Source organism: Janthinobacterium sp. SUN026 (assembly GCF_030397625.1).
Taxonomy (GTDB): Bacteria; Pseudomonadota; Gammaproteobacteria; order Burkholderiales; family Burkholderiaceae_D; genus Janthinobacterium; species Janthinobacterium kumbetense.
The window spans coordinates 1,029,327-1,051,240 of sequence record NZ_JAPQNU010000002.1 but is presented as its reverse complement, the minus strand read 5'-3'; the positions used below and the strand labels follow the sequence as shown (position 1 = coordinate 1,051,240).

Genomic DNA, 21,914 nt, shown 5'->3' with positions numbered 1-21,914 from the left:
ATGAGTGAGATGCATACATTGCATATATTGCTGAAATAGTTTTCATTGTTCACTGCTGCAGGGCTGCCGATAAGCCGGACGCATGATGCTGAAGGGCCTGATTCAGGCGACCACGCTGATGTCGCTGCGCAGCAGCTGTTCCACTTCATGCGCGGGCAGCGGCCGGCTGAAATAATAGCCCTGCGCCTCGTCGCAGCCATGGCGGCGCAGGTAATCGAGCTGCTCCGCCGTTTCCACGCCTTCGGCCACCACGCGCAGCTTCAAATTGTGCGCCAGGGCGATGATGGAGACGACGATGGCCGCGTCGTCCGCGTCGCGCGCCACGTCGCCGACGAAACTGCGGTCGATCTTCAGCACGTCGATGGGGAAGGTGCGCAGGTAGGCGAAGCTGGAATAGCCGGTGCCGAAGTCGTCGATCGACAGCTGCACCCCGAGCGCCTTCATGTCGTGCAGCTGGCTGACGGCCAGCGCCACGTCGTGCATGAACAGGCTTTCCGTCAGTTCCAGTTCCAGGCAGGCGGGCGGCAAGCCCGTTTCCAGCAATACGTCGGCGATCGACGCGACCAGGTTCGGCTCGTTGAACTGGCGCGCCGACAGGTTCACGGCCAGGCGCAAGGTGTCCAGTCCCGCCGCATGCCAGCGCTTCACCTGCGCGCACGCTTCGCGCATGACCCAGGCGCCGATCGGCACGATCAGGCCCGTATCCTCGGCCAGCGCGATGAAGCGCTGCGGCGCCACCATGCCCAGGTCCGGATGCTGCCAGCGCAGCAGCGCTTCCACGCCGACGATGCGCCCGCTGGCAAGGTCCACCTGCGGCTGGTAATGCAGCACGAACTGCTCGCGTTCCAGGGCGTTGCGCAGCGCCGTCTCGATGCGCAGACGCTCCAGGGTGGCCTGGTTCATGGCCGTCGTGTAGAACTTGATGTTGTTGCGGCCCTGTTTCTTGGCGCAGTACATGGCGATGTCGGCCTGCTCGATCAGGTTCTGCGTCTCGCCATTCAGGGTCACGTCGCCGGGCGCGTCGTAGCGCGACATGTCGTAGACGGCCACGCCGATGCTGCAGGTGACGAAAAATTCCTTGCCATCCAATAGCACCGGCTGCGCCACGGCATCCATCACGCGCTGCACGATGGCGCCGCTGAGCACTTCGTCGGCCTGCTCGCACAGGATGGCGACGAATTCATCGCCGGACAGGCGCGCCACCGTGTCGCTTTCGCGCAGGCTGGACTGCAAGCGCGTGGCGATGGTTTTCAGCAGCAGGTCGCCGGCCTTGTGACCGAGGCTGTCGTTGACGAACTTGAACCGGTCCAGGTCGATCAACAGCACCCATAATGCGCGGTTCTTGCGGCGCGACAGGGCCATCGCTTGCGCCAGGCGGTCGCGCAGCAGGGCGCGGTTGGGCAAGCCTGTCAGCACGTCGTGGTGGGCGATGTGCTGGATTTGTTGCTCGGCCAGCTTGCGTTCCGTGATTTCGGACCCCGTGCCCCGGTAGCCGCGAAAGTCGCCCAGCTCGTTGAACAGCGGCTCGCCATTGATGCTGAACCAGCGCAGCTGGCCATCGCGGTCATGCATCGCATATTCGAGGTTGGAAAAGGGCAGGTGGGCTTCCAGGTTGGCGATGTGCTGCTTGCCCCAGCGCGAATTGCGCATTTCCGGGTTGTTGTCCCAGCGCGTCATGCCGATGAAGCGTTCCAGCGGCATGTTCGATTTGTCCGTGAAACCGCTGGTGATGTGGGTGAAGCAGAAGTTGGCGTCCTGTTCCCAGTACCAGTCCGAGGACAGGGCCAGCAGGCGGCGGAAGCGCTTTTCGCTTTCCTGCAAGGCGCGCTCCGTGCGCTGGCGCGCCCGCACGTCGGCGCTGAGCAGTTCATTGCTGCGTTTCAGGTCGGCCGTGCGCTGCTCCACCAGCAATTGCACGCGGCGCGAGCGCTGCGTCAGCGATTGCACGAAGGCGGCCGTCAGTACGCTGAACAGCAAACCCGTGATCAGGGTGAACAGGGAGCCCAGATGGTCGGCCAGGAAGGGGCGCGGATGGGCCACCACGCGCACATGCCAGGGCCGGCCGGCGGAAACGAAGGCCCGGTCGTAATGGCTGTGGTAGGCAAAGTGCAGCCAGCGGGGCAGCGATTCCCAGGCGCCGCCCGGTTCGTCGGCAGGCGCCTGGCCATGCCGGAAGATCAATTGGCGCGGATCGGCGCCGGCGTCCGCGTAGACGCTGAGTTCAAGCTGCGAGTCGCCCAGCAGGTCGGCGCCGGCGAGGATTTTCTGCACCAGTTCTCCCGCGCGCACGATGACCGCCGTATCGCCGATCAGCGCCGCGCGCCGCTGCTGTATCGTTTGCAGGGGCACGCCGTGGCGGTACACGGGGCGCACGATGACGAAGCCCCGTTGCGGCCCTTGCGCCAGGGCCAACAGGCCGGTGGCGGTGGTCTGGCCGCTGACGATCGCCTGTTCCAGCGCGCGCGCCAGCACGCCGTTCGGACTGACGTTCAGGCCGAAGGCGGGGCGGTTGCCCTGCAGGGGTTCGAGGTAGTCGACCACCAGGTAGCTGGCGCGCGTCGTCGCTGGCACGACGACGCCGTCGCGCATTTCCGTCATGGCGTAGTCGGGTACGATGCGCCGCAGCTCCGTCTCGAAGGCGGCGCGCTGCGCATGCGGCACGATGCGGTGGAAATTGAAGGCCTGGATGAACGGATGGCGCTGCAGCAGCGGCGTGGTGAAGTCGTGGAACTGTTCCCGGGTGACGGGCACGACGGCGGCAAACAGCTGGTTCGTTGTCGTCAGCACCTCGACCGCGTCGTCGAGCCCCTGCTCGATGGCGGCCACCCTGGCGCCGGCGCGCTGCTGCAGGCTCAGGCCCATCTTGTCGTATTCGAGCTGGCTGATGGCGGCAAACAGCACGGCCGTCACGCTGACGCCGCAGGCAAAGGTCAGCGCGGCCGCGGCGGAAATCGACAATGGCAGGCGGCCACGCAGCATGGTTTTTCCTATCTCACTTCATGGACACTTGGGTTCGGCGGCGCCTGCCGGCCCCACGCAGGCGGTAGTTTGTCATAAACCACATCCATCATGCGGATTTTGCACCAAATTACTGCCAATAAGCAACAATATCTATGACCGGGGAAGACGACTTTCAGTCGCTGCCCGCGCCTGACCGGCGGCGCAGGCGCCACAACTGCCATGCCGGCAGCCAGCGGTTCAGGAAAGCCAGGCCGCATACCCGGCGCCAGCGTACCAGGCGCACCACGCGCACGGCGCGGCCGTCGGCGCCTTGCCCGGGCCTGGCGGCGAAGACGATGCGGTTATTGCCGGCGATGCCGTCGAAGTGGCACACGGCGCCGCGGAAGGTGAGCATCAGGCGCGCCAGCATGGCGGGGTAGTGCTCGTCATAACTGAACAGGTTGGCCACCAGCACGCCGCCGGGCAGCAGGGCGCGCAGGCAGTCAGCATAGAAGCGCGCGCTGCCGAGGGCCGGCGGCAAGCCCGTTTCGTCATAGCCGTCGAGCAGCAGCACGTCGGCGCAGCCCGGATGCTGGCGGATATAGCTGACGGCGTCCGTCTCGATGATGCGCAGGCGCGCGTCGTCGGGCGGCAGCATGAATTGCTCGCGCAGGGCGATCACGTCGGCGCGCAGTTCCAGCACCGTGATGCGGGTGTCGGGCAGGTGGCGGTGGCAGAATTTCAGCAGCGAACCGCCGCCCAGTCCCACCATCAGGATGTGACGGGGACGGGGCACGAACAGGGTAAAGCACATCATGGCGCGCGCATAGCGCAGCAGCAGATGGTCGGGGCGCGACAGCAGCATTTCGCTTTGGATCATGCCGGGCTGGAATTCCAGGCGGCGCCGGTCGCCACAGGTATGCACCTGCGGGGCAAGCGGGGTGGTGCTTCTGTTTTCCGGCATGTGACGACTTCGCTGAGTGGACTGGGGGGAGATGCTTTGTTGCATTCAGAGAAATCTGATAAGCTCCCGTGAGCATACCCGATTAATCCGCGCCGAGCATGCGTATATCAGCGCGCGGCGGCACGGCCGCGCAGTCGGGCACCATGGAGACAAGCATGTTTTTGGATCACCCCATCATTACGGCGACGAACAGTTTTACGGAGCCCGACCGCATCGAGCGCTTGACGCGCGTGTACGGCTACGCGGCGGCGCTGGCCGACCAGGCCGCCAACGTCGGCTTCATTGAAAAAGTGGCGCAAATCCACGACCACAAGGGCACCCTCATCGTCTTCTGGCACGAGGCGCCCAGCGAGGTGGAAAAGCAGTATTTCGTGCAGGCGTGGGCCAGCAAGATCGGCGACGGCAGCACCAATGTCGAACACGAAATCTGACCTGGCCTGCCGCGCCTGCGCGGCGACGGCGTAACCCATGGATATCAAGACCCTGGTACTGGCCCTGGCGCTCGGCAACCTGAGCCTGTGTGCGGCCCTGTTCTTCTTCGAGTATGAGCGCAAGAAGTCGCTCAGCATGTCCACCTGGGCGGTGGCCAAGCAATGCCAGGCCGTGGCCTGGTGTCTGCTGTATTTCCGCGGCGTGCTGCCCGATTTTCTCTCCATCTTGCTGGGCAACAGCCTGCTGTTTGCCGGCATGGCGCTCGATGCGGGCGCACTGTGGCAGGCGGCCGGGCGCAGTGGCTGGCGCCGCACCGTGCTGCCGGCGCTGGGGCTGTCGGTGGCGTTGTTCGCCGCCTGCTATCTGTTCGACGTGGCGCCGCTGCTGCGCAGCGCCGGCGGTTCGCTGATCGTGGCCGGCTTTTTCCTCGCCGGCGTGGCGGCCTTGTGCCTGAAATGGCGCGAGGCGAGCATGCTGCGCCGCTTCCTCGTCGTCAGCATGGGTATTTTGTCGCTGCTGATCGCCGCGCGCGGCGTGCTGGCCGCCGCCGTGCCCGGCTTCGATGCGGAATTGATGCAGCTGGCCGGCTTCGGCGCCCTGTACCTGATGATGCTGACGAACGCTTTCGGCTATCTGCTGCTGTCGCGTGAAAAGCTGGGAGGCGAACTGGCGCGCCTGGAAGTGCTCGACGCGGCCACGGGCGTGCCGAACCGGCGCGGCTTTTACCAGGCGCTGGCGCCGTGGATGGCGCTGGCGCGCCGGCCCGGCTTGCCGACGGCGCTGGTGGTGCTCAATATCGACCACTTTAAAAGAGTCAACGACAGCTACGGTCATCCGGTGGGCGACGCGGTGCTGAAAACCATCGTCGACACTTGCCGCCAGCAGCTGCGCGACAGCGACCTGATGGGCCGCCTGGGCGGCGCCGAATTCGCCATCCAGCTGCCGCGCACGACCCTGGCCGATGCGCTGATGGTGGCCGAGCGCATCCGCGCCGCCGTCGAATTGCTGCCCGTCAAGACGGAGCGCGCCGTGCTGCAACTGACGGCCAGCCTGGGCGTGACCACCATCCGTGCCGAAGACAGCACCGTCAGCCTGTTCAAGCGAGCCGACGAGGCGCTGCAGGCGGCCAAGCAGGCGGGCCGCAACAGGGTCGTCGAGGCGCCAGGCGCCAGTACGCTGGACGTGTAAGCCCGCTTACTTCTTGCGCGAGCCGAGCCAGCTGGGTTCCTTGCCGCATTCCTTGGGCAAGAACAAGGCATCGAGGCCGGGATCGCAGCGATGGTCAGGCGCCTTCATCTGTTCGACGGTCAGCCATTCGCTCTTGGGCAGGATCTTTTCTTCGCGTGGTTCCACGGGCGGCGCGGGCGGCAGGCTGTCTTGCCACCTTGGCTCTGCGGCAGGCGCGGGCGCGGTGGCCCAGTTCGCGTCGACCTGCGCTGGCGGTGTGTCCGCGTGTGCGGCGGCGCTCAGCAAGCTGCCCGCGAGGATGAATGCACGCATGGCGGCGCTGTTTACGGAAATCATGGTCTGTCCTTGGTCGGTGCCGCGAGGGCGGGCCTTGCATTATGATGCCAGCCGGAAGCAAAAACACAAGAAAATTGCAACGGCATGTTACCAAAGGGACTATAGTTACTGGTAGCAAGCAGGTGCATCACAGCAAGGCGCTCGAACGGTGAGCAAGGCGCGGGGCGCCGCTGCCCGAACGTGTGCATTCCCTAACTTTCATTTAAGCTAAGCAAGTTATGCTATCGAGCGCACGCCAGGCTGCCCTGTGCCGTCCGCACCGCAGTTCCTCTTTCTTACTCTTGCCAGGCCCATAATGAAAATGCTCAAATCCCTGCCTGTATGGCCGCTTGCCGCCCCCGTTGCCGGCTGGCTGTTCCTGTTCGGTTCCACCTTCAATGTCGGCGGCGCCTACCAGATCCTGCTGGTGGCTGGCCTGATCGGCAGCGTGCTGGCCGCCGTGTACCACGCGGAAGTGGTGGCGCACCGCATCGGCGAACCGTATGGCACCCTGGTGCTGGCGCTGGCCGTGACCCTGATCGAGGTGGCGCTGATCGTCTCGCTGATGCTGGCCGGCGGACCGGAAACGACGGGGCTGGCGCGCGATACCGTGTTTGCCGCCATCATGATCATCCTGAACGGCATCGTCGGCATCTGCTTGTTGCTGGGCGCCGGGCGCCACCGCGAGCAGAGCTTCGGCCTGCTGGGCGTGAGCGCTTCGCTGGCCACCCTGGCGGCCATCGCCGTTCTGACCCTGGTGCTGCCGAACTACACCTCGAGCGCCGCCGGCCCCTTCTACAATTCCAGCCAGCTGATCTTCATCGCCGTCATTTCCCTGGTCCTGTACGGCACCTTCGTGCTGGTGCAGACGGTGCGCCACCGCGATTACTTCCTGCCCAAGGAAGCCGTCGGCGATGAAGAGGTGCATGCGGCGCCGCCCACGCCCACCGTCGCCTGGGTCAGCGCCGGCGCGCTGCTGGTGTGCCTGGGCGCCGTGGTGCTGCTGGCCAAGTCGCTGGCGCCCGCGCTGGAGACGGCGATTGCCGCCATGGGCGCGCCGAAAACCCTGGTCGGCATCGTCATCGCCGCCATCGTGCTGCTGCCCGAAGGCCTGGCCGCCGTGCGCGCCGCGCGCGCGAATCGCCTGCAAACGAGCTTGAACCTGGCGCTCGGCTCCGCGCTGGCCAGCATCGGCCTGACTATTCCGGCTGTGGTGGTGGTGTCGTTGGCCACGGGCCTGACGATTACCCTGGGTCTCGATATCAAGTCGACGGTGCTGCTGCTGCTGTCGCTGATGGTGGCCACCCTGTCGCTGGGCACGGGCCGTACCACGGTCATGCAGGGCACGGTGCACCTGGTGATTTTCGCCGTTTATTTATTTACCACCATCGTGCCGTAAGCGCCACGGCTGGCCGCCGTTTTGTCACAATCCTGTCACGCCGCTGTCATACGATGAGGGTAGTGTGGTAGGATTTTTAAATCGTTTAAATGATTTATATAGTTTAGTAACTGATTTTGCCAACTTTTTCAGTCGGCACAGTAATGACAAGACAAGAGGCCAGTATGTATGCAGCGGTGGACCTGGGGTCCAACAGTTTTCGTTTACACGTCGGCAAGCATGATGGCGACACGATCCGCGTGGTCAAGAGCGTGCGGGACCCGATACGCCTGGCCGCCGGCCTGGATGCCAATGGCGACCTGACCGAGGCGGCCATGCAGGGCGCGCTGGCCTGCCTGCAGCGCTTTCGCGCCATCCTCGCCGGCTTCGAACTCGATGCCGTGCGCGTGGTGGCCACGTCGGCCATGCGCGTGGCGCGCAACGGCGCCGTCTTCCTGCCGCTGGCCGAGCAAGCCATCGGCCATCCGATCGAGATCATCTCGGGCGAGGAAGAGGGACGCTTGATCTACATGGGCGTGGCCAATGCGCTGGCCATTCCCGGCGAACGCCGGCTGGTGATGGATATCGGCGGCGGCTCGACCGAACTGATACTGGGGCGCGGCAACGATATCGAGCGCGTCGAGTCCTTCAGCCTGGGCACCGTCAAGCAAAGCCTGTCGTTCTTCATCGGCGGGCGCATCGACGCGCCGTCGTTCGAGGCGGCCATCCTGTCGGCGCGCAGCCATTTCGAGGATGCCGCGCCGCCGTACCGCCCGCAGCACTGGAAGACGGCCTACGGCTCTTCCGGCACCATCCGCACCATCGCCGACATCATCGCCCGCAACAAGCTGGGCGACGGCTTGCTCACGAGCGCCAGCCTCGACGCACTGGCGCGCCGCTTCATCGAGCTCGGTCACACCAGCCGCATCGACATGCCCGGCTTGCGCCCCGACCGCGCCAGCACCATCGTCGGCGGCCTGGCCATCTTGATCGGCCTGTTCCGCGAACTGGCCATTCCCGTCATGACGCCGATCGAGGCGGGTCTGCGCATGGGCGTGATGTGGGATTTGTACCTGCGCTCGACCAAGCGCGACCGCCGCGAACAGTCGGTGCAGGGCTGCATGGAGAAATTCCATATCGACCAGCAGCGCGCCGGCCGGGTGGCCGAGCAGGCGCTGGCCATGTATGCGCAGCTCAAGCCCACGTCCGACGCCCTGGTGAAGTCCCTGCGCTGGAGCAGCCTGCTGCACGAAGTGGGCCTGGCCGTGTCGCAGACGGGCTACCACAAGCACGCTTCCTACATCGTGGAAAACGCGGACTTGCCCGGTTTTACCACGCGCGAACAGAAGATCATGAGCCGGCTGATCCTGGCGCAGAAGGGCAACTTGCGCAAGATCGGCGAAGTGCTGTCCGACCCCGATTTTGCCAAGGCCGTGCTGGCGCTGCGCCTGTCGATCCTGCTCATGCATGCGCGCATCGAAGCCGATTTCAGCGAACTGCGCCTGCGCATGAAGAGCCGCATCGAACTCGATATCAAGCGCGGCTGGGTGGCGCATCATCCCACCGTGTCGTTCTGGATCGAGAAGGAGCAGGAATTCTGGGATGAGGTCGGGGTCGATTTCACCATCCGCGCCAGCGCCTAGGAGGTCATGTCGTGCACATGACTTGATGTGCAGCAAGCAAGATTTCAAAAAACAGTATATATTGTTTATATTAATTACTAGATTGGAAAATCCATGACTAAAACCGTCCCAGCGAAAAAAGCCGACAGCGCGCCCGTATCGATGTTCCCTACCAGCGCTTCGATCAATGCGGCAGCGGCCAAGGCCGCCCCGGCTGCCAAGCCCGCCGCTAAACCAGCTGCGAAACCAGCCGCCAAGCCTGTGGCAAAAGCCGCCGTCAAGCCGGCAGTCGCCAAGCCAGCGGCAGCCAAGCCAGCGGCAGCCAAACCAGCGGCGGCCAAGCCAGCCGCGGCGAAGGCGCCAGCCGCCAAGCCGGTAGCGAAGGCCGCCGTTGCCAAGCCTGCAGCCAAAGCCGTCGTCAAAGCCGCCGTCAAGCCGGCAGCCAAGCCAGCCGTGAAAGCTGTCGCCAAGCCTGCGGCCAAGCCTGCAGTGAAAACCGTCGCCAAGCCGGCCGCGAAAGCCGCCGCCAAACCGGTAGCCAAGGCGGCCGCCAAGCCTGCGCCAGCGAAAAAGGCGCCGGTTGCCAAGGTCGCCGCCGTCAAGGAAAAAGCCCGCAAGCCGAAACTGGTGCGCGACAGCTTCACCATGCCGGAAGCGGAATACGAAGTCCTGGGCCAGGTCAAGAAAGCCTGCTTGAAGGCCGGTTTCGAGATCAAGAAAAGCGAATTGCTGCGCATCGGCGTGGCGCTGATCAGCCAGATCGACCTGGCGACCCTGCAAAACGTGCTGGCTGGCCTGCCGCAGCTGAAAACGGGCCGCCCGAAGAAGGATTGATGGCGCGGGCAGGGGCCGCCCCTGCCTGTCCATTCTGGTTTACCATGGGGCCTGTGATAGTTCCCCCATGGTTGCCATGTCAGAAGATACAGATATCGAACGCGCCGGCTTCGTCGAGCGCGCCATCGTCCGCCACCAGGCGGGCGTCTCTACCCCAGCCATCGACCGCGTCGCCGAGGAAGTCCCCGTCGCGCTGGTCTTCAATGGCATTTCCCACGTCGTCATGATGGCCACCCCGCGCGACCTGGAAGCGTTTGCCTATGGCTTCGCGCTGACGGAAGGCGTGGTCGCTTCCGCCGGCGCCATCTTCGATTGCGAAGTGTTCCTGCGTCCCGACTCCGCCGAAGTGGCTTTGAGCATCGCCCAGGAGGATTTCGTGCGCCTGAAGGACCGGCGCCGCCAGCTGACGGGCCGCACGGGCTGCGGTGTGTGCGGCATCGACAGCATCGAGATGCTGGACTTGCAGCCGCAGGCGCTGCCGCCGGCCCTGATCCATGTCGACCTGCCGGCCGCCCTGGCGCGTGCCTCCGCCGGCTTGCGCGCGCACCAGGCGTTGATGCGCGAAACGGGCGGCGTGCATGCGGCTGCGTGGTGCACACCCGACGGCGATATCGTGCACGTCTTCGAGGATGTCGGCCGCCACAATGGCCTGGATAAACTGATCGGCCATTTGGCACTGAGCGGGGCGGACATGCGGCGCGGCTTCGTCTTCCTGTCCAGCCGCGGCAGCTACGAGCTGGCGCGCAAGGCGGCGCGCATGCAGATTCCGCTGCTGGCGACGATTTCCGCCCCCAGTTCGCTGGCCATTTCCATCGCCACGCAGGCGGGCATGAAGCTGGTGGGTTTCTGTCGCCAGGATGCGTACGTCGATTACACGCCCGGCATCACCTTGTAGCTTCCGCTTCGTTCCAGTAAAACTGGCACGGACTTTGACGTCGGCGTGCCGGCGCCGTCCGCCGTGCTGGCCAGCGGCACCAGCGCATTCGTTTCCGGATAATACGCGCCCAGGCAGCCGCGCGGGATGTCGTAGGCGACGAGACGGAAGCCGTCGGCGCGGCGCGCCACGCCATCGTCCCAGGCGCCGATCAGGTCCACCAGCTCGCCATCGGCAAAGCCCAGCATGGCGATATCTTCCTCGTTGGCGAAGACCACCTTGCGCGTGCCGTACACGCCGCGGTAGCGGTCATCCATGCCGTAGATGGTGGTGTTGTACTGGTCGTGCGAGCGGGTGCTCATCAGGACCATCAGGCGCTCGCCATGGCGCTGTTTCGCGCGGTGCAGCGGCGTATCGAGGTCCAGCGGGGTGACGAGGAAGCTGGCCTTGCCGCTGGCCGTCTTCCACACGCGCTCGCGCGACGCCACCGTCAGGTGAAAGCCGCCCGGCAGCGCCACCCTGGCGTTGTAGTCGTAAAAATCGTCGAACACCTTTTCGATGTCGTCGCGGATGCGCGCATAGTCGGCCGCATAGGCGCGCCAGTCCACCAGGGCGCAGCCCAGCGTCGCTTCGGCCATGCCGGCCACGATGGCCACTTCCGAGCGCAGCTGCGGCGAAGCGGGCGCATTGCGGCCGTACGAGATATGCACCATGCTCATCGAGTCTTCCACCGTCACGCCCTGCGCCACGCCGTGCTGCAAGTCGATTTCCGTGCGCCCCAGGGTGGGCAGCAGCAAGGCTTCCTTGCCGATGACGAGATGGCTGCGATTGAGCTTGGTGGCCACCTGCACCGTCAGCGCGCACTGGCGCAGGGCGGCAAAGGTCAGCGGCGTGTCCGGTGTGGCGGCGGCGAAATTGCCGCCCAGCGCGATGAATACCTTGACGTCGCCGCGCTGCATGGCTTCGATGGTGGCCACCACGTCGTGGCCATGCGCGCGCGGCGGCTCGAATCCATACACCTGGCCCAGGCGGTCGAGGAAGGCCTTGGTCGGCTTTTCCTCGATGCCCACCGTGCGGTCGCCCTGCACGTTCGAGTGGCCGCGCACGGGGCACAGGCCGGCGCCCGGCTTGCCGATCTGCCCGCGTAGCATCATCAGGTTCGACAGCATGCGGATGGCCGCGACACTGTGCTTGTGCTGCGTCAAGCCCATGCCCCAGGTGGCGATGATGCGCTGGCCCTTGACAAAGATGTCCGTCAATGCCTCGATCTGCGCGCGCGCCACGCCCGACTCCCGCAGCAGCAGTTCCCAGCTTTCCATGCGCAAGTCGTCGCGGAAGGCGTCGAAGCCGCTGCAGTGTTCAGCGATGAAGGCGTGGTCGATGACGGCAGGGATGCCTGCCGCCAGCGCCGCATCGTCATGTTCGACGACGCGCTTGGCGACGGCCTTGATCAGGGCGAAGTCGCCGCCCAGGGTCGGCTGGACGAACAGGCCGGCCAGGCGCGTGCTGCCCAGGGTCGCCATTTCCAGCGCGCTTTGCGGGTCCATGAAGCGCTGCAAACCCCGCTCGCGCAGGGGATTGATGGAAACGATGCTGCCGCCGCGGCGCGCGCAGTCGCGTAATTCACCCAGCATGCGCGGGTGGTTGGTGGCGGGATTCTGGCCGAAGATGAGGATGGTGTCGGCCAGCTCGAAGTCGGCCAGGGTCACCGTGCCCTTGCCGATGCCCACGGTGGCCGGCAAGCCGCGGCTGGTCGCCTCGTGGCACATGTTGGAGCAGTCGGGGAAGTTGTTGGTGCCGTACAGGCGCGCCATCAGCTGGTACAGGAAGGCCGCCTCGTTGCTGGCGCGGCCCGACGTATAGAACGCGGCCTGGTTCGGGTCGGGCAGGGCGCGCAGGTGGCGCCCCACGAGGGCGCAGGCGTCATCCCAGGAGATCGGCACGTAGCGGTCGCTGGCCGCGTCGTACACCATCGGCTCCGTCAGACGGCCGTACTGTTCGAGCGCGTAGTCCGACTGTGCCAGCAACTGCGTGACGGTATGGCTGGCGAACAGTTCCGGGCCGGCGCGGCGGCTGGTCGCTTCGGCGGCGACGGCCTTGGCGCCGTTTTCGCAAAAGGCAAACGTGGACGCGTGGTCGCGGTCGGGCCAGGCGCAGCCGGGGCAATCGAAGCCGTCCGGCTGGTTTTGCGCCAGCAGCGCCTTCAGGTTGCCGGGCGCGACGCGCTCCTGGCGCAGGCTGATGGCCACGTGTTTCAAGGCGTCCCAGCCGGCGGCCGGCCTGGTGTAGGGCGTGATGTGCGGTGCGTCCTGGTCTTTCATGGGCTCTTTCGGCTGGGCGAGTGTGGTAATTATGCACGATCCCCGGATGACATTGACTTGCGTCATGGAAATGACATTCGGCTGTCATTTTCCTGACATATTAGACAAGTACGCTGGAGTCGTCTTGATCACAGGGGATGAAACCATGCAGAACATAGTCGCATCAAACGAAGCCAAGGCCCGGCCGGTCCAACTGGTGCTGAGCCAGGCCACGACCGCTGCAGAGTTGCGCGAAGTCCAGCGTTTGCGTTACAAGGTGTTTATCGAGACCATGGGTTTGACGTCGCTGGCCAACGCCGATGGTCTCGACAGCGACGAATTCGACGCGCACTGCGATCATCTGATCGTGCGCGACGCCGATACCCTGAAAGTGGTGGGCACCTACCGCGTGCTGAGCGCGGCAAAGGCAGCCAAGATCGGCCGCCTGTATTCGGAAAACGAGTTCGACCTGAGCCGCCTGAAGAACCTACGCGGACGCATGGTCGAAGCGGGCCGCGCCTGCATTCACCCTAAATACCGGGGCGGCAGCGTGATCATGCTGCTGTGGTCCGGCCTGGCCGAGTACATGCGCCGCGAGCGCTGCGACTACCTGGTCGGCTGCGCCAGCATCAGCCTGGCCGATGGCGGTCATAACGCCGTCGCCGTGTACCAGGCGCTGGCCGAAAAGCACATGGCTCCAAGCGAGTACCGCGTCACGCCGCACCTGCCTTTCCCCATCCACCAGGTGGAAGCGGCGCACAAGCCGCAGGTGCCGCCGCTGATCAAGGGCTATCTGCGTTCGGGCGCCTGGATTTGCGGCGAACCGGCCTGGGACCCTGATTTCGAAAGCGCCGACATGTTCATGATGATGCCGCTGGCGAATCTGGACGAGCGCTATGCGCGCCATTATGGCGTGGTGCCTGGCTAAGAGCGGGAAGTGAGGACTGCAGCTGGCTGGCCAGCGCCTGCACGGCGCTGCGCAAGCCGGTCTCCGCGCCGTCGGGCGGCAGCAGTTCGAGCAGGAAGCGCAGCGGCGCCGTGATCGCCTCGGGTTCGCCGATGCTGCCGTGGCGCCGCACGGCGTCGTGGTACAGGGCCAGGAAAGCGGCGCGCGCGGACGCGTCGAAAGGCTGGCCGTCCGGCGCCTGCCACAGGGCCGCCAGCAGGGCGGCGCGCACGGGGGCGCCGGCGTCGATGGCGCGGTGTTCATCCGCGTGGCGCTGGCGCGCATAGGCGATGGCGTCGTGCAGCAGGTCGCCCAGCTGCGGATCGAGCGCGCGCCAGGCGCCGCTGTCGCCATGGGCTTTCAACAGCAGGGCGCCCGCCAGCACCTGGAAAATCAGGTCGCAGTCGGCCACGCCGCTGCGCCGCCGCGCTTCTTCCAGCGCGGCCAGGCAGGCGTCCGTCATGGCGCGCAGGGCGGGCGCGCCGGAGCTTCCTGCGCGGCAGGCCAGGCGCGCCTGCAAGGCCCAGTAGCGGCCCAGCAGGGCCAGGCGCTGCGCCGTGGGCGCCAGCGCCACCAGCAGGTCGATATGCTGTTTTCCATCCTGCAGCAACTGCCGTCCCTGTGGCATATCCGGCACGGCCGGCACCTCGATGCCGGCGCCCGCATCGAGGCCGCACAGGGCCGCGCCCTGGCGTATTTCCAGTTCCGCCCAGTGCGCCAGCGCGCGCAAGCCCACCTTGCCGTCGGCCGCGCTGTGCGCCGCCCGGTAGTGTTCGATGGCGCGCAGGGTGTTTTCCAGGCCGCCGAGGCCGGCCCGCGTGGCGGCCATGTTTTCGCGGATGTCGGCGCAGCCGAAGAAGCGGGCGCGCACGGCTTCCTCGATGCTGCCCAGCTTTTCCTCGATGGCCGCGCGGCGCGCCGCATCGGCGCCCGCCAGGCGCGCGTGCAGGGTTTCCAGGTCGGCCAGCAGGTGGCCGTGGTAGTGGTAGTCGGGCGCTTGCCAGGGCCGGCTCTGCGTGTTCGGAAAGCGGTAGCGGTCGTCGCCATACGCCTGGTAGGCGCCCCAGGTGTTCGATGCCGGGAACTGCAGGTATGCCGCCTCGCGCGCCAGGCGCACGGCGTCGCCGAAATATTCGCCGCTCAGCATGGCGTGATAAAAGCTGTGCGCGAAGATGCTGGCCGCCTGGTCGTCGATGCGCCAGCCGGCCGCGATCACCGCCTGCGAGCCCATTTCGATGAAGGCCGTGGCCAGGCTGGCGGCCAGTTTCGACCACGGCGCGATGGCGTCCGGGCGCATGTCGCCCAGGTGGCAGCAATTGATGAAGACGAATTGCGGCACGCGCTTCAATTTGCCCACCTGCGCCGCCGTCAGCCGCGTCTTCGGTCCCAGTACCAGGCCCGTATGGGCGATGCCGGGGCCGGCCACTTCGCCGTGGCCGGCCAGGTGGATGGCGAAATAGCGCTCGTCGAACAGGTGCACCAGCACCCGCTGCGCCTGCGGGTGCAGCAGCTCGCGCACCTGGTAGCCGTACGCGCCGAACATGCGCGCCACGTCCTGCGCCTCGGCCTGCGCGGCGGGCAGCTCGGGCAGGCCGGAATCGGTGTCGCCGATCACCAGCACGCTGTTGCTGGGCGGGCTGACGGCCGATGGCTGCTCGCGCAGGCTGGCCAGCTGGCGCACCATGCCGATGCGCGTCGACAGCGGGCTTTCCTCGCTGCCCGCCTCGTCGCGCATCAGCTCCCACGGATAGATGGCGGCGCTCTGGTCGACGGCCAGGATCAGGCCGCGCATCTCGGGGATGGCCGCCTTCAGGCCATTGGGCAGCATCAGTTCATACAGCGCGCGCGACAGGCCCGGCTGGTCGGTGGTGTTGTCGGTGGCATCCATGATCAGGCCATCGACGGCTTGCCGTTGGTTCGGCTCTTCGTCGACGCTGTTGTGGGCGCGGTCCGTCAGCACGGTGAAGCGCAGGGCGCCGGACAGGTCGGCGGCGACGATCTGCACGCGGCGCCAGCCATTGTCGCCGCTCAGGCTGGGCAAGATGCGCCGGTAGCCGCCGGGGCTGTGGCGGATGCGCTGCTCGAACGTGAAGCTGCCCTGGTAGCGCGCCTCGGCCATGATCTGCTCGATGGCCATGGCGGCGGCGATGGCGCGCGCCTCGGACTGTTCGTAGATGGCGATATGGCCGATGCGGCAAGCCATGCCCGCGTCTTCCAGGCGCCGGTTGGCGCTGCGCGCGCCGTCGAGCAGGGCCCGCGCGCACAGGGCGATGCTCAAGCCGCCATAGCCGGAGCCGGACAGCAGGCTGGCCACGCGCAAGCCGTGTTCGCCCATCGGCGGCGCGGCCGCATGGCCGGCGGCGCGTACCTGCAGGCAGACGCACGCGTATTCGAGCAAGCCGCCGGCAAAGGCGCGCGCCAGTTCGCCCGGCGTCAGCTCGCCCAGCGCGCCCAGTCCGATGACGATGGCGCCGCCGGGCCGGCGCGCCGCATCGGGCTGCAGCACCACCAGGGCGGAGTCGGGGCGCTGCGGAAAGCGTCCCAGCGCGTGGATTTCCTGCAGCTTGCCCGCCAGCAGGCGGTCGAGAAAACTCATGCTGCCGCGCAGCGATTCGGCGGCGTAGCAGCCGCTCATGACGGGTGCGTCGGCCGAGGCCATGCTGCCGTGGATGATGGATAGGCGCAGCTGCGGCGCGCGGCTCTCCGGCGCGATGGCGGGACCGGCGGCGCCGAGGGCGGCGTCGAGCAATTCCTGCGGCTGCGGGTACAGCGGCGTGGCGTCGGGGGCATACGGATGGAAGCGGGGCGGGGCGCCGCCAGGCGCGTGCGGCGGGTGCCGTGGCAGGGCTGCGGCCTGGCCGCTGTCGAGCAGCTGCGCGATGGCCGGGTAGTATTCCTTTTGCAGCAGCAGGTCGCCGTGCGGCACCGGCAGGTAGCAGGCCGCCACGCCGTCCGGTACCGCGCCTTGCCAGGCCGTGCGGCCATCGCCGTCCGGCGACCAGGCTGTCTCGATGCCGCCGTCGCGCAGGCGCAGCGCCACCGGCGTATCGGCGCAGCCGGCCAGGTAGCTGCAATGGCGGACGTCGGGCGGGGCCGCTTCCAGCAGGGCCACGGTGGCGCGCGCCGCGGCCAGCGCCTGGGCCTCGGGCGCCTGCCAGCCGCCGGGCAGGCCCGCCTGCGCGTCGCCTGCGGCCAGCTGCGCCCAGGCGCCGGCGTCGAAGTAATCGATGCCGCCCGGCTGCGGCCACGGCAGCATGTCCAGCACGCCGGGAAAGGCGCGCACGAAGCCGAGAAACTGGCGCCGCGTGTGCTTCCAGCCTATCCAGCACGCCAGCATCTGCACCAGCCGGTCGCGTCCCAGCAGCACTTGCACCATCGCCTGCGTGCCGCGGTTGGCCGTGCCCACCTGCAGCAGGCGGCTGCCGGGCAGGGCGCCGAAGCGCTGCCAGCGGTCTTTCAGGGCCAGGCGCGCCACCAGCCCGCCCATGCCGTGGGCAACGATGCGCAGCGGCTGGCCGCGCTGTTCGGCGTCGCGCATGGCCTCGTCGAGCACGGGCAGGAAGGCGTTGCCGGAGTGCTGCAGCGACAAGCGCCAGTCATAGGCAAAGGGCCGCACTTCCTGGCTTTGCGCGAGAAAGCGGGCAAACGGTTCATAGCAGGATTCGACCCAGCCGGCGCTGACGATGTGCGGCTGGCCCACGGCCAGGCGTTCGATGCGCCCTTCGACCAGGTTGACGGGGTCGAACCAGATGCGGTTGCTGCCCACTTGCAGGTGGCTGCCCATGATGTCGGGCAGCAGCAGCACGATGGGCGCGTGCGCGCGCCGCTTCGGCACTTCGCCGCCGCGCGCCAGGGGGCCGTGCTCGATGCCGGGCAGCGGCAGGTAGGCGGTCTCGTCGCCGGTGAGCGCCTGCACGGCGGCCAGGCCGGACGGCACGCGCTCGAAATAGTTGAGGTGGTGCGCCTGCGGCCCGCGCAGCAGCAGTTGTCGCACGGGCGTGCTGCGCGTGGCGCCGCCGGCCATCGAGGCGCAATTGACCACCAGGTCGTTCTGTCCGCCATACAGCTGGTCGTCGAGGCAGTCGCCCAGCCAGCCCAGCAGGCCATCGCCGCTGCACGCGCCGGCCAGCACATGCAGCGGGCTGGCCACGCGCACGTCGGGCGCATTGAGCAGCGCCACCAGCGGCGAGTCGGGCATCATCGCTTCCAGGCCCGGCAGGATGCGCGCGTCGCAGCGCTGCTGCACCACGGCCAGCAGGAAGGCCATGGCGCCATCGGGCAGGCCGCCGTGGAGCAGCAGGTTGAACATCGCGCTGGCCCAGCGGTCGAGGCGGCCCGACATCAAGGTGGTGCCGCGCGCCGGGCAAGCCACGCGCACGAAGCGGGCGATGCGGATGGCGCGCGTCTTCAGCTCCATGCTCAGGTCGCGCAGGCGCGCCGCATCCCCGTCGTAGCCGCCGCGTCCGCCCAGCCGCGCTTGCGCCGTGAAGTGGTCGATATCGTGGCTGTTGAACGCTTCGCCGCCCACCGTGTTTTCGCTCAGCCGCTCCAGGCCGTCGCCTGCCAGGTCGACGGCGCCGCGGCTGTCGATGCGCTGCGCCCGCGCCAGCAATTCGCCCACCAGGCCGCCGCGCGAATGGCTCAGCAAGTGCAGCACGGCGCCGTGCGGCAACTGGCGCACGAGGGCCAGCGCGTTCTCGATGGGGCTGTCGCTGAGGCTGCGGTGCTCATAGCCATAGATGCGGTTGCCGTACTGCGCCGCCAGTTGCGGCGCCAGGCCGTTGCGCCACAGGCCGGCAAAGCTGCGCTGGGTCGACGAAGCCGTGCCGTGCAACAGCAGCAGCAGCGGTTCCGGTCCGGCGGGCAGGCTGGCGACGGCCGTCATGCTGCCCGCCTCGATGCCGCAGCGGTACAGGCCCAGGCGTTGTTCCAGCTGTCGGTCCTGGAAGGCGCCCGCCGCCGCCAGCGCCGTCATGGCGGCGCCGCCGCAGCGGTACACGCGCACGGCGCGCAGCATCCAGGCGCCCAGGCCGTCGCGGCTGGCGCCGGGCGGCGGGCGCGCCGCCTGCGGGCGCAAGGCCAGTCCCACTTCGATGCTGGCGGGCGCGCCGTCGCGCGCCAGCGTGGCCGGCCCCAGGTAGCGTGGCAGATCCAGGCTGCCGGCGAGCAGCGAACTGCCGTCGCACAGCAGCAGTTGCACGACGTCGTCCGGGCCGATATCGAGGGCGATGCGGCAACTGCCGATGCCGCGCGCGCCGGACAGCACATGGGTCTGGCTATGCCAGCCGGGCGCGGCGGGGCAGTCGCCGGCGCTGGCGAGGGGATCGCGCGTGAGCGTCAGGCGCAGCACGGGCGGCGCAAGGGGATCGCTGGACATGCGGTTGGGATCGCTGGTTAAAAGCTGACCTTGATGCCTGCGCGGACCATGCGTGTTGTGTCAGATCAAGTTTGAGTGGAAATGCAGGGGAGAAGCTGGGAGGGCGCTGGAAGGCAGAGAAACGGTCAGCATGGTTTGGGCTGGGTCTCTTCGCTATCGTGTCCGGATGCGGTGCGGTGAACGAACTACGCGAATTGTATGGCAAAAGTTCATGGCGCCGGGAACCTGGGTGCCTGGCATGGCATTACAACAGCGGGTAACTCAATGGACTGGCGTGGCGGACAGTTCCTTCAGTTCGCGGATGGTGATGTCCGATTTTTCATGCATGCGCAATAAAATCGTTGCACCGACCGACAGTTTGCCGTGACGAATCTTGCTGATGATGGGAGGCTGCACTTCCAGTACACGGCACAGTTCCGCATCATTTTTCAGGTTCATCTTCTCGATCAGGGTGTCGAGCAGCTTGTTGGGCACAAAACTCGATGGTTCGAGCGCACGCGCCCGGTTCATCGCTTCAATCATTTCCAGCTTCTTTTGCCGAACGTTCATTTACTCCTCCTTCAGGTTATGCAAGGGACGAGACCACTTTGGGTGGTCCCGGCTATAGTTCGTCATCGCAGTACGGCTGTCTGGGTGACGTAGTACAACATTCGCGTTAAAACATTGATAACCAGGCAAGTGTTTTCAATAATACTACGATAACAAAACTTGTGACAGATGGTCAGTTAAATTAACTGATTGTTTGATCAATTTGGTTGACGATTGTTGTATTTTGTAGTCCGCTTTTGGTCAATATCATGGTTCTGTCCGCCATTTCGGCGGCGGCCAGCGAATGCGTGACCATGATCGCGCAACTGCCGTTGGCCTTGATTTCGGCGCGCAGCAATTGCAGGATGCCGTGTGCCGTGTCCGGGTCGAGGTTGCCGGTAGGCTCGTCGGCCAGCACCAGCGCCGGCTTGTGCACGAGCGCGCGGGCAATGGCCACGCGCTGCATTTCACCGCCGGACAATTGCTGCGGAAAGTCGCCGCCGCGTCCGCCCAGGCCGACCGCCTCGAGCATGCTGGCGGCACGCTCCTGGGGCAGTCCGTTGAGCAGCAGCGGCAGGGCCACGTTTTGCAGCAGGGTCAGGTGCGGCAAGACGTGGAAAGCCTGGAAAATAAAGCCCATGCGGGCGCGACGCAGCCGGGTGGCGGCGGCGTCATCGAGGCTGGACATGGCAATGCCGTCCACCAGGATAGGGTGCGCTTCGGCACCCGCGTCGGGCGTATCGAGGCCGGCGATCAGGTTCAGCAAGGTCGACTTGCCCACGCCCGAGTCGCCCATGATGGCGATGAATTCCCCCGCCTTGAAACGGCAGGAAATATTGGCCAGCACGGGACGGGCATTGGCATAGGACTTCGACAGATGGCGCAATTCGAGCATGGTGTTAACGGCTATCGTAAAGGGAGGCACGCGGGGGAGAGGGGGGCCTGGGAACTGCAAAGGGGCGCGGATTGTTTGGCCGGCAATGTGTAGTATACGACAGGCTTATGCTTTTTGCTTGGCAATACCACTTTTGCGTGCACGCCGCCGATATGGACCCTAAGTTACCTGCCGCACGGCTGGCTTGCGCGGATTCCGCTATGATGGAAAAAAGTCATCGGCAAGGCGCCCGCCAAGCACTACGGCAGGGGCGGCGCGCCCGGTGGCCGACCGTGCAAGCCTTTCGTGAAACTAGTGAACCTAACATTGACGACGCCAGCCCATGACCATGCCACTTGCGCAACAGCAGTCCGATTTCCGCCCCGCCAGCCACGCCGCGGCGGCCAGCGCCACTCCTGCCACGATAGCCGAGATCAGCAGCGGCCTGCTCGCGCGTCAGGCCTGGACCTCGCCCAAGTACCTGTACGATGCGCTCGGTTCGAAACTGTTCGAAGCCATCTGCGCCTTGCCCGAGTACTATCCGACGCGCACGGAAGCGGCCATCTTCGCCCGCCACGGCGCCGAGATAGCGCATGCCGTGGGGCCGGGCAGCACCCTGATCGACCTGGGCGCGGGCAATTGCGCCAAGGCCGCCAGCCTGTTCCCGCTGCTGCACCCGGCCCAGTACGTGGCCGTGGATATTTCCTACGATTTCCTCAGCGAATCGCTGAGCCGGCTGCAGCAGCGCTTTCCGCACATCGAGATGACGGGCCTGGGCCTGGATTTTTCCAGCCGCCTGGACTTGCCCGACAGCGTGCGCGAGGCGAGGCGCCTGTTCTTCTATCCCGGCTCGTCGATCGGCAATTTTGCTCCAGAGCAAGCGACCGCCTTCCTGCGCCGCCTGCGCGCGAATGCGGATGGCGATGGCGGCCTGCTGATCGGCGTCGACCTGGTCAAGGACGACGCCATCCTCGACGCCGCCTATGACGACGCGCTGGGCGTCACGGCCGCCTTCAACCTGAACATGCTGCGCCACGTGAACGGGCTGATCGGCGCCGATTTTGACGTGCGCGCGTGGCAGCACCACGGCTTTTTCAATGCCGACGAGCGCCGCGTCGAAATGCACCTGGAAGCGCGCAGCGAACAGTTTGTCCATTGGAAAGGTGGCCAGCGGCGCTTCGCGAAAGGCGAGCGCATCCATACGGAAGACAGCTACAAGTACACGCGCGCCACTTTCGTCGGCTTGCTGGAGCAGGCAGGATTTTCCACCGTGCAAGTCTGGACGGACCCGCAGCAGTGGTTTGCCGTTATTTACGCACGCGTGATTCGAGACTAAAAGGCG

Annotated in this window: 15 protein-coding genes; 8 read left to right on the top strand and 7 right to left on the bottom strand. The window is 66.3% G+C overall.

Annotated features, from left to right (window positions below; genetic code table 11):
* Positions 1-102: 102 nt before the first annotated feature.
* Positions 103-2,979, bottom strand: coding sequence for an EAL domain-containing protein (locus OX459_RS14250; RefSeq protein ID WP_289905504.1), 2,877 nt, complete (start codon positions 2,977-2,979; stop codon positions 103-105).
* 154 nt (positions 2,980-3,133) lie between these two features.
* Positions 3,134-3,904, bottom strand: coding sequence for a transferase spermidine synthase (locus OX459_RS14245; protein ID WP_289905503.1), 771 nt, complete (start codon positions 3,902-3,904; stop codon positions 3,134-3,136).
* Positions 3,905-4,059: 155 nt separating this feature from the next.
* Here OX459_RS14245 and OX459_RS14240 point away from each other — a divergent pair, with 155 nt between their 5' ends.
* Positions 4,060-4,335 (top strand): hypothetical protein, encoded by a 276-nt coding sequence (locus OX459_RS14240; protein WP_034757372.1) that lies wholly within the window; start codon positions 4,060-4,062, stop codon positions 4,333-4,335.
* 37 nt (positions 4,336-4,372) lie between these two features.
* The gene (locus tag OX459_RS14235) at positions 4,373-5,524 is read left to right on the top strand and encodes a GGDEF domain-containing protein (protein WP_289905502.1); all 1,152 of its coding nucleotides are present in this window, start codon (positions 4,373-4,375) and stop codon (positions 5,522-5,524) included.
* A 6-nt stretch (positions 5,525-5,530) separates the two neighbouring features.
* On the opposite strand, the gene OX459_RS14230 is transcribed toward OX459_RS14235, so the two are convergent.
* Positions 5,531-5,860 carry a hypothetical protein gene (locus tag OX459_RS14230; protein ID WP_289905501.1) on the bottom strand — a complete coding sequence of 110 codons (330 nt, stop codon included), beginning with the start codon at positions 5,858-5,860 and terminating at the stop codon, positions 5,531-5,533.
* Positions 5,861-6,155: 295 nt separating this feature from the next.
* On the opposite strand from OX459_RS14230, the gene OX459_RS14225 reads away from it, so the two are divergent.
* From OX459_RS14225 to fdhD, 4 genes are all read left to right on the top strand, one after another.
* On the top strand, positions 6,156-7,238 hold the full coding sequence (locus OX459_RS14225) for an ionic transporter y4hA (RefSeq protein WP_099664517.1): 1,083 nt from the start codon (positions 6,156-6,158) through the stop codon (positions 7,236-7,238).
* A gap of 164 nt (positions 7,239-7,402) precedes the next feature.
* Positions 7,403-8,860 (top strand): Ppx/GppA phosphatase family protein, encoded by a 1,458-nt coding sequence (locus tag OX459_RS14220; protein ID WP_289905500.1) that lies wholly within the window; start codon positions 7,403-7,405, stop codon positions 8,858-8,860.
* Between the two features lie 93 nt (positions 8,861-8,953).
* Positions 8,954-9,673 carry a hypothetical protein gene (locus tag OX459_RS14215; protein ID WP_289905499.1) on the top strand — a complete coding sequence of 240 codons (720 nt, stop codon included), beginning with the start codon at positions 8,954-8,956 and terminating at the stop codon, positions 9,671-9,673.
* Between the two features lie 67 nt (positions 9,674-9,740).
* Complete coding sequence (gene fdhD / locus OX459_RS14210; protein WP_289905498.1) at positions 9,741-10,568, top strand: formate dehydrogenase accessory sulfurtransferase FdhD; 828 nt, start codon at positions 9,741-9,743, stop codon at positions 10,566-10,568.
* Here the strand turns inward: fdhD and OX459_RS14205 are convergent.
* Positions 10,544-12,868 (bottom strand): FdhF/YdeP family oxidoreductase, encoded by a 2,325-nt coding sequence (locus OX459_RS14205; protein WP_289905497.1) that lies wholly within the window; start codon positions 12,866-12,868, stop codon positions 10,544-10,546. The genes fdhD and OX459_RS14205 overlap by 25 nt on opposite strands.
* Positions 12,869-13,013: 145 nt before the next feature.
* Here OX459_RS14205 and OX459_RS14200 point away from each other — a divergent pair, with 145 nt between their 5' ends.
* Complete coding sequence (locus OX459_RS14200; protein ID WP_099664512.1) at positions 13,014-13,775, top strand: GNAT family N-acyltransferase; 762 nt, start codon at positions 13,014-13,016, stop codon at positions 13,773-13,775.
* Here the strand turns inward: OX459_RS14200 and OX459_RS14195 are convergent.
* The 3 genes from OX459_RS14195 to OX459_RS14185 form a co-directional block, all read right to left on the bottom strand.
* The gene (locus OX459_RS14195; RefSeq protein ID WP_289905496.1) at positions 13,708-19,170 is read right to left on the bottom strand and encodes a CHAT domain-containing protein; all 5,463 of its coding nucleotides are present in this window, start codon (positions 19,168-19,170) and stop codon (positions 13,708-13,710) included. The genes OX459_RS14200 and OX459_RS14195 overlap by 68 nt on opposite strands.
* Before the next feature lie 261 nt (positions 19,171-19,431).
* Positions 19,432-19,719, bottom strand: coding sequence for a hypothetical protein (locus OX459_RS14190; RefSeq protein WP_034786045.1), 288 nt, complete (start codon positions 19,717-19,719; stop codon positions 19,432-19,434).
* A gap of 181 nt (positions 19,720-19,900) precedes the next feature.
* Complete coding sequence (locus tag OX459_RS14185; protein WP_289905495.1) at positions 19,901-20,593, bottom strand: ABC transporter ATP-binding protein; 693 nt, start codon at positions 20,591-20,593, stop codon at positions 19,901-19,903.
* Between the two features lie 322 nt (positions 20,594-20,915).
* Here OX459_RS14185 and egtD point away from each other — a divergent pair, with 322 nt between their 5' ends.
* The gene (gene egtD, locus OX459_RS14180) at positions 20,916-21,908 is read left to right on the top strand and encodes an L-histidine N(alpha)-methyltransferase (RefSeq protein WP_289905494.1); all 993 of its coding nucleotides are present in this window, start codon (positions 20,916-20,918) and stop codon (positions 21,906-21,908) included.
* Positions 21,909-21,914: the final 6 nt, after the last annotated feature.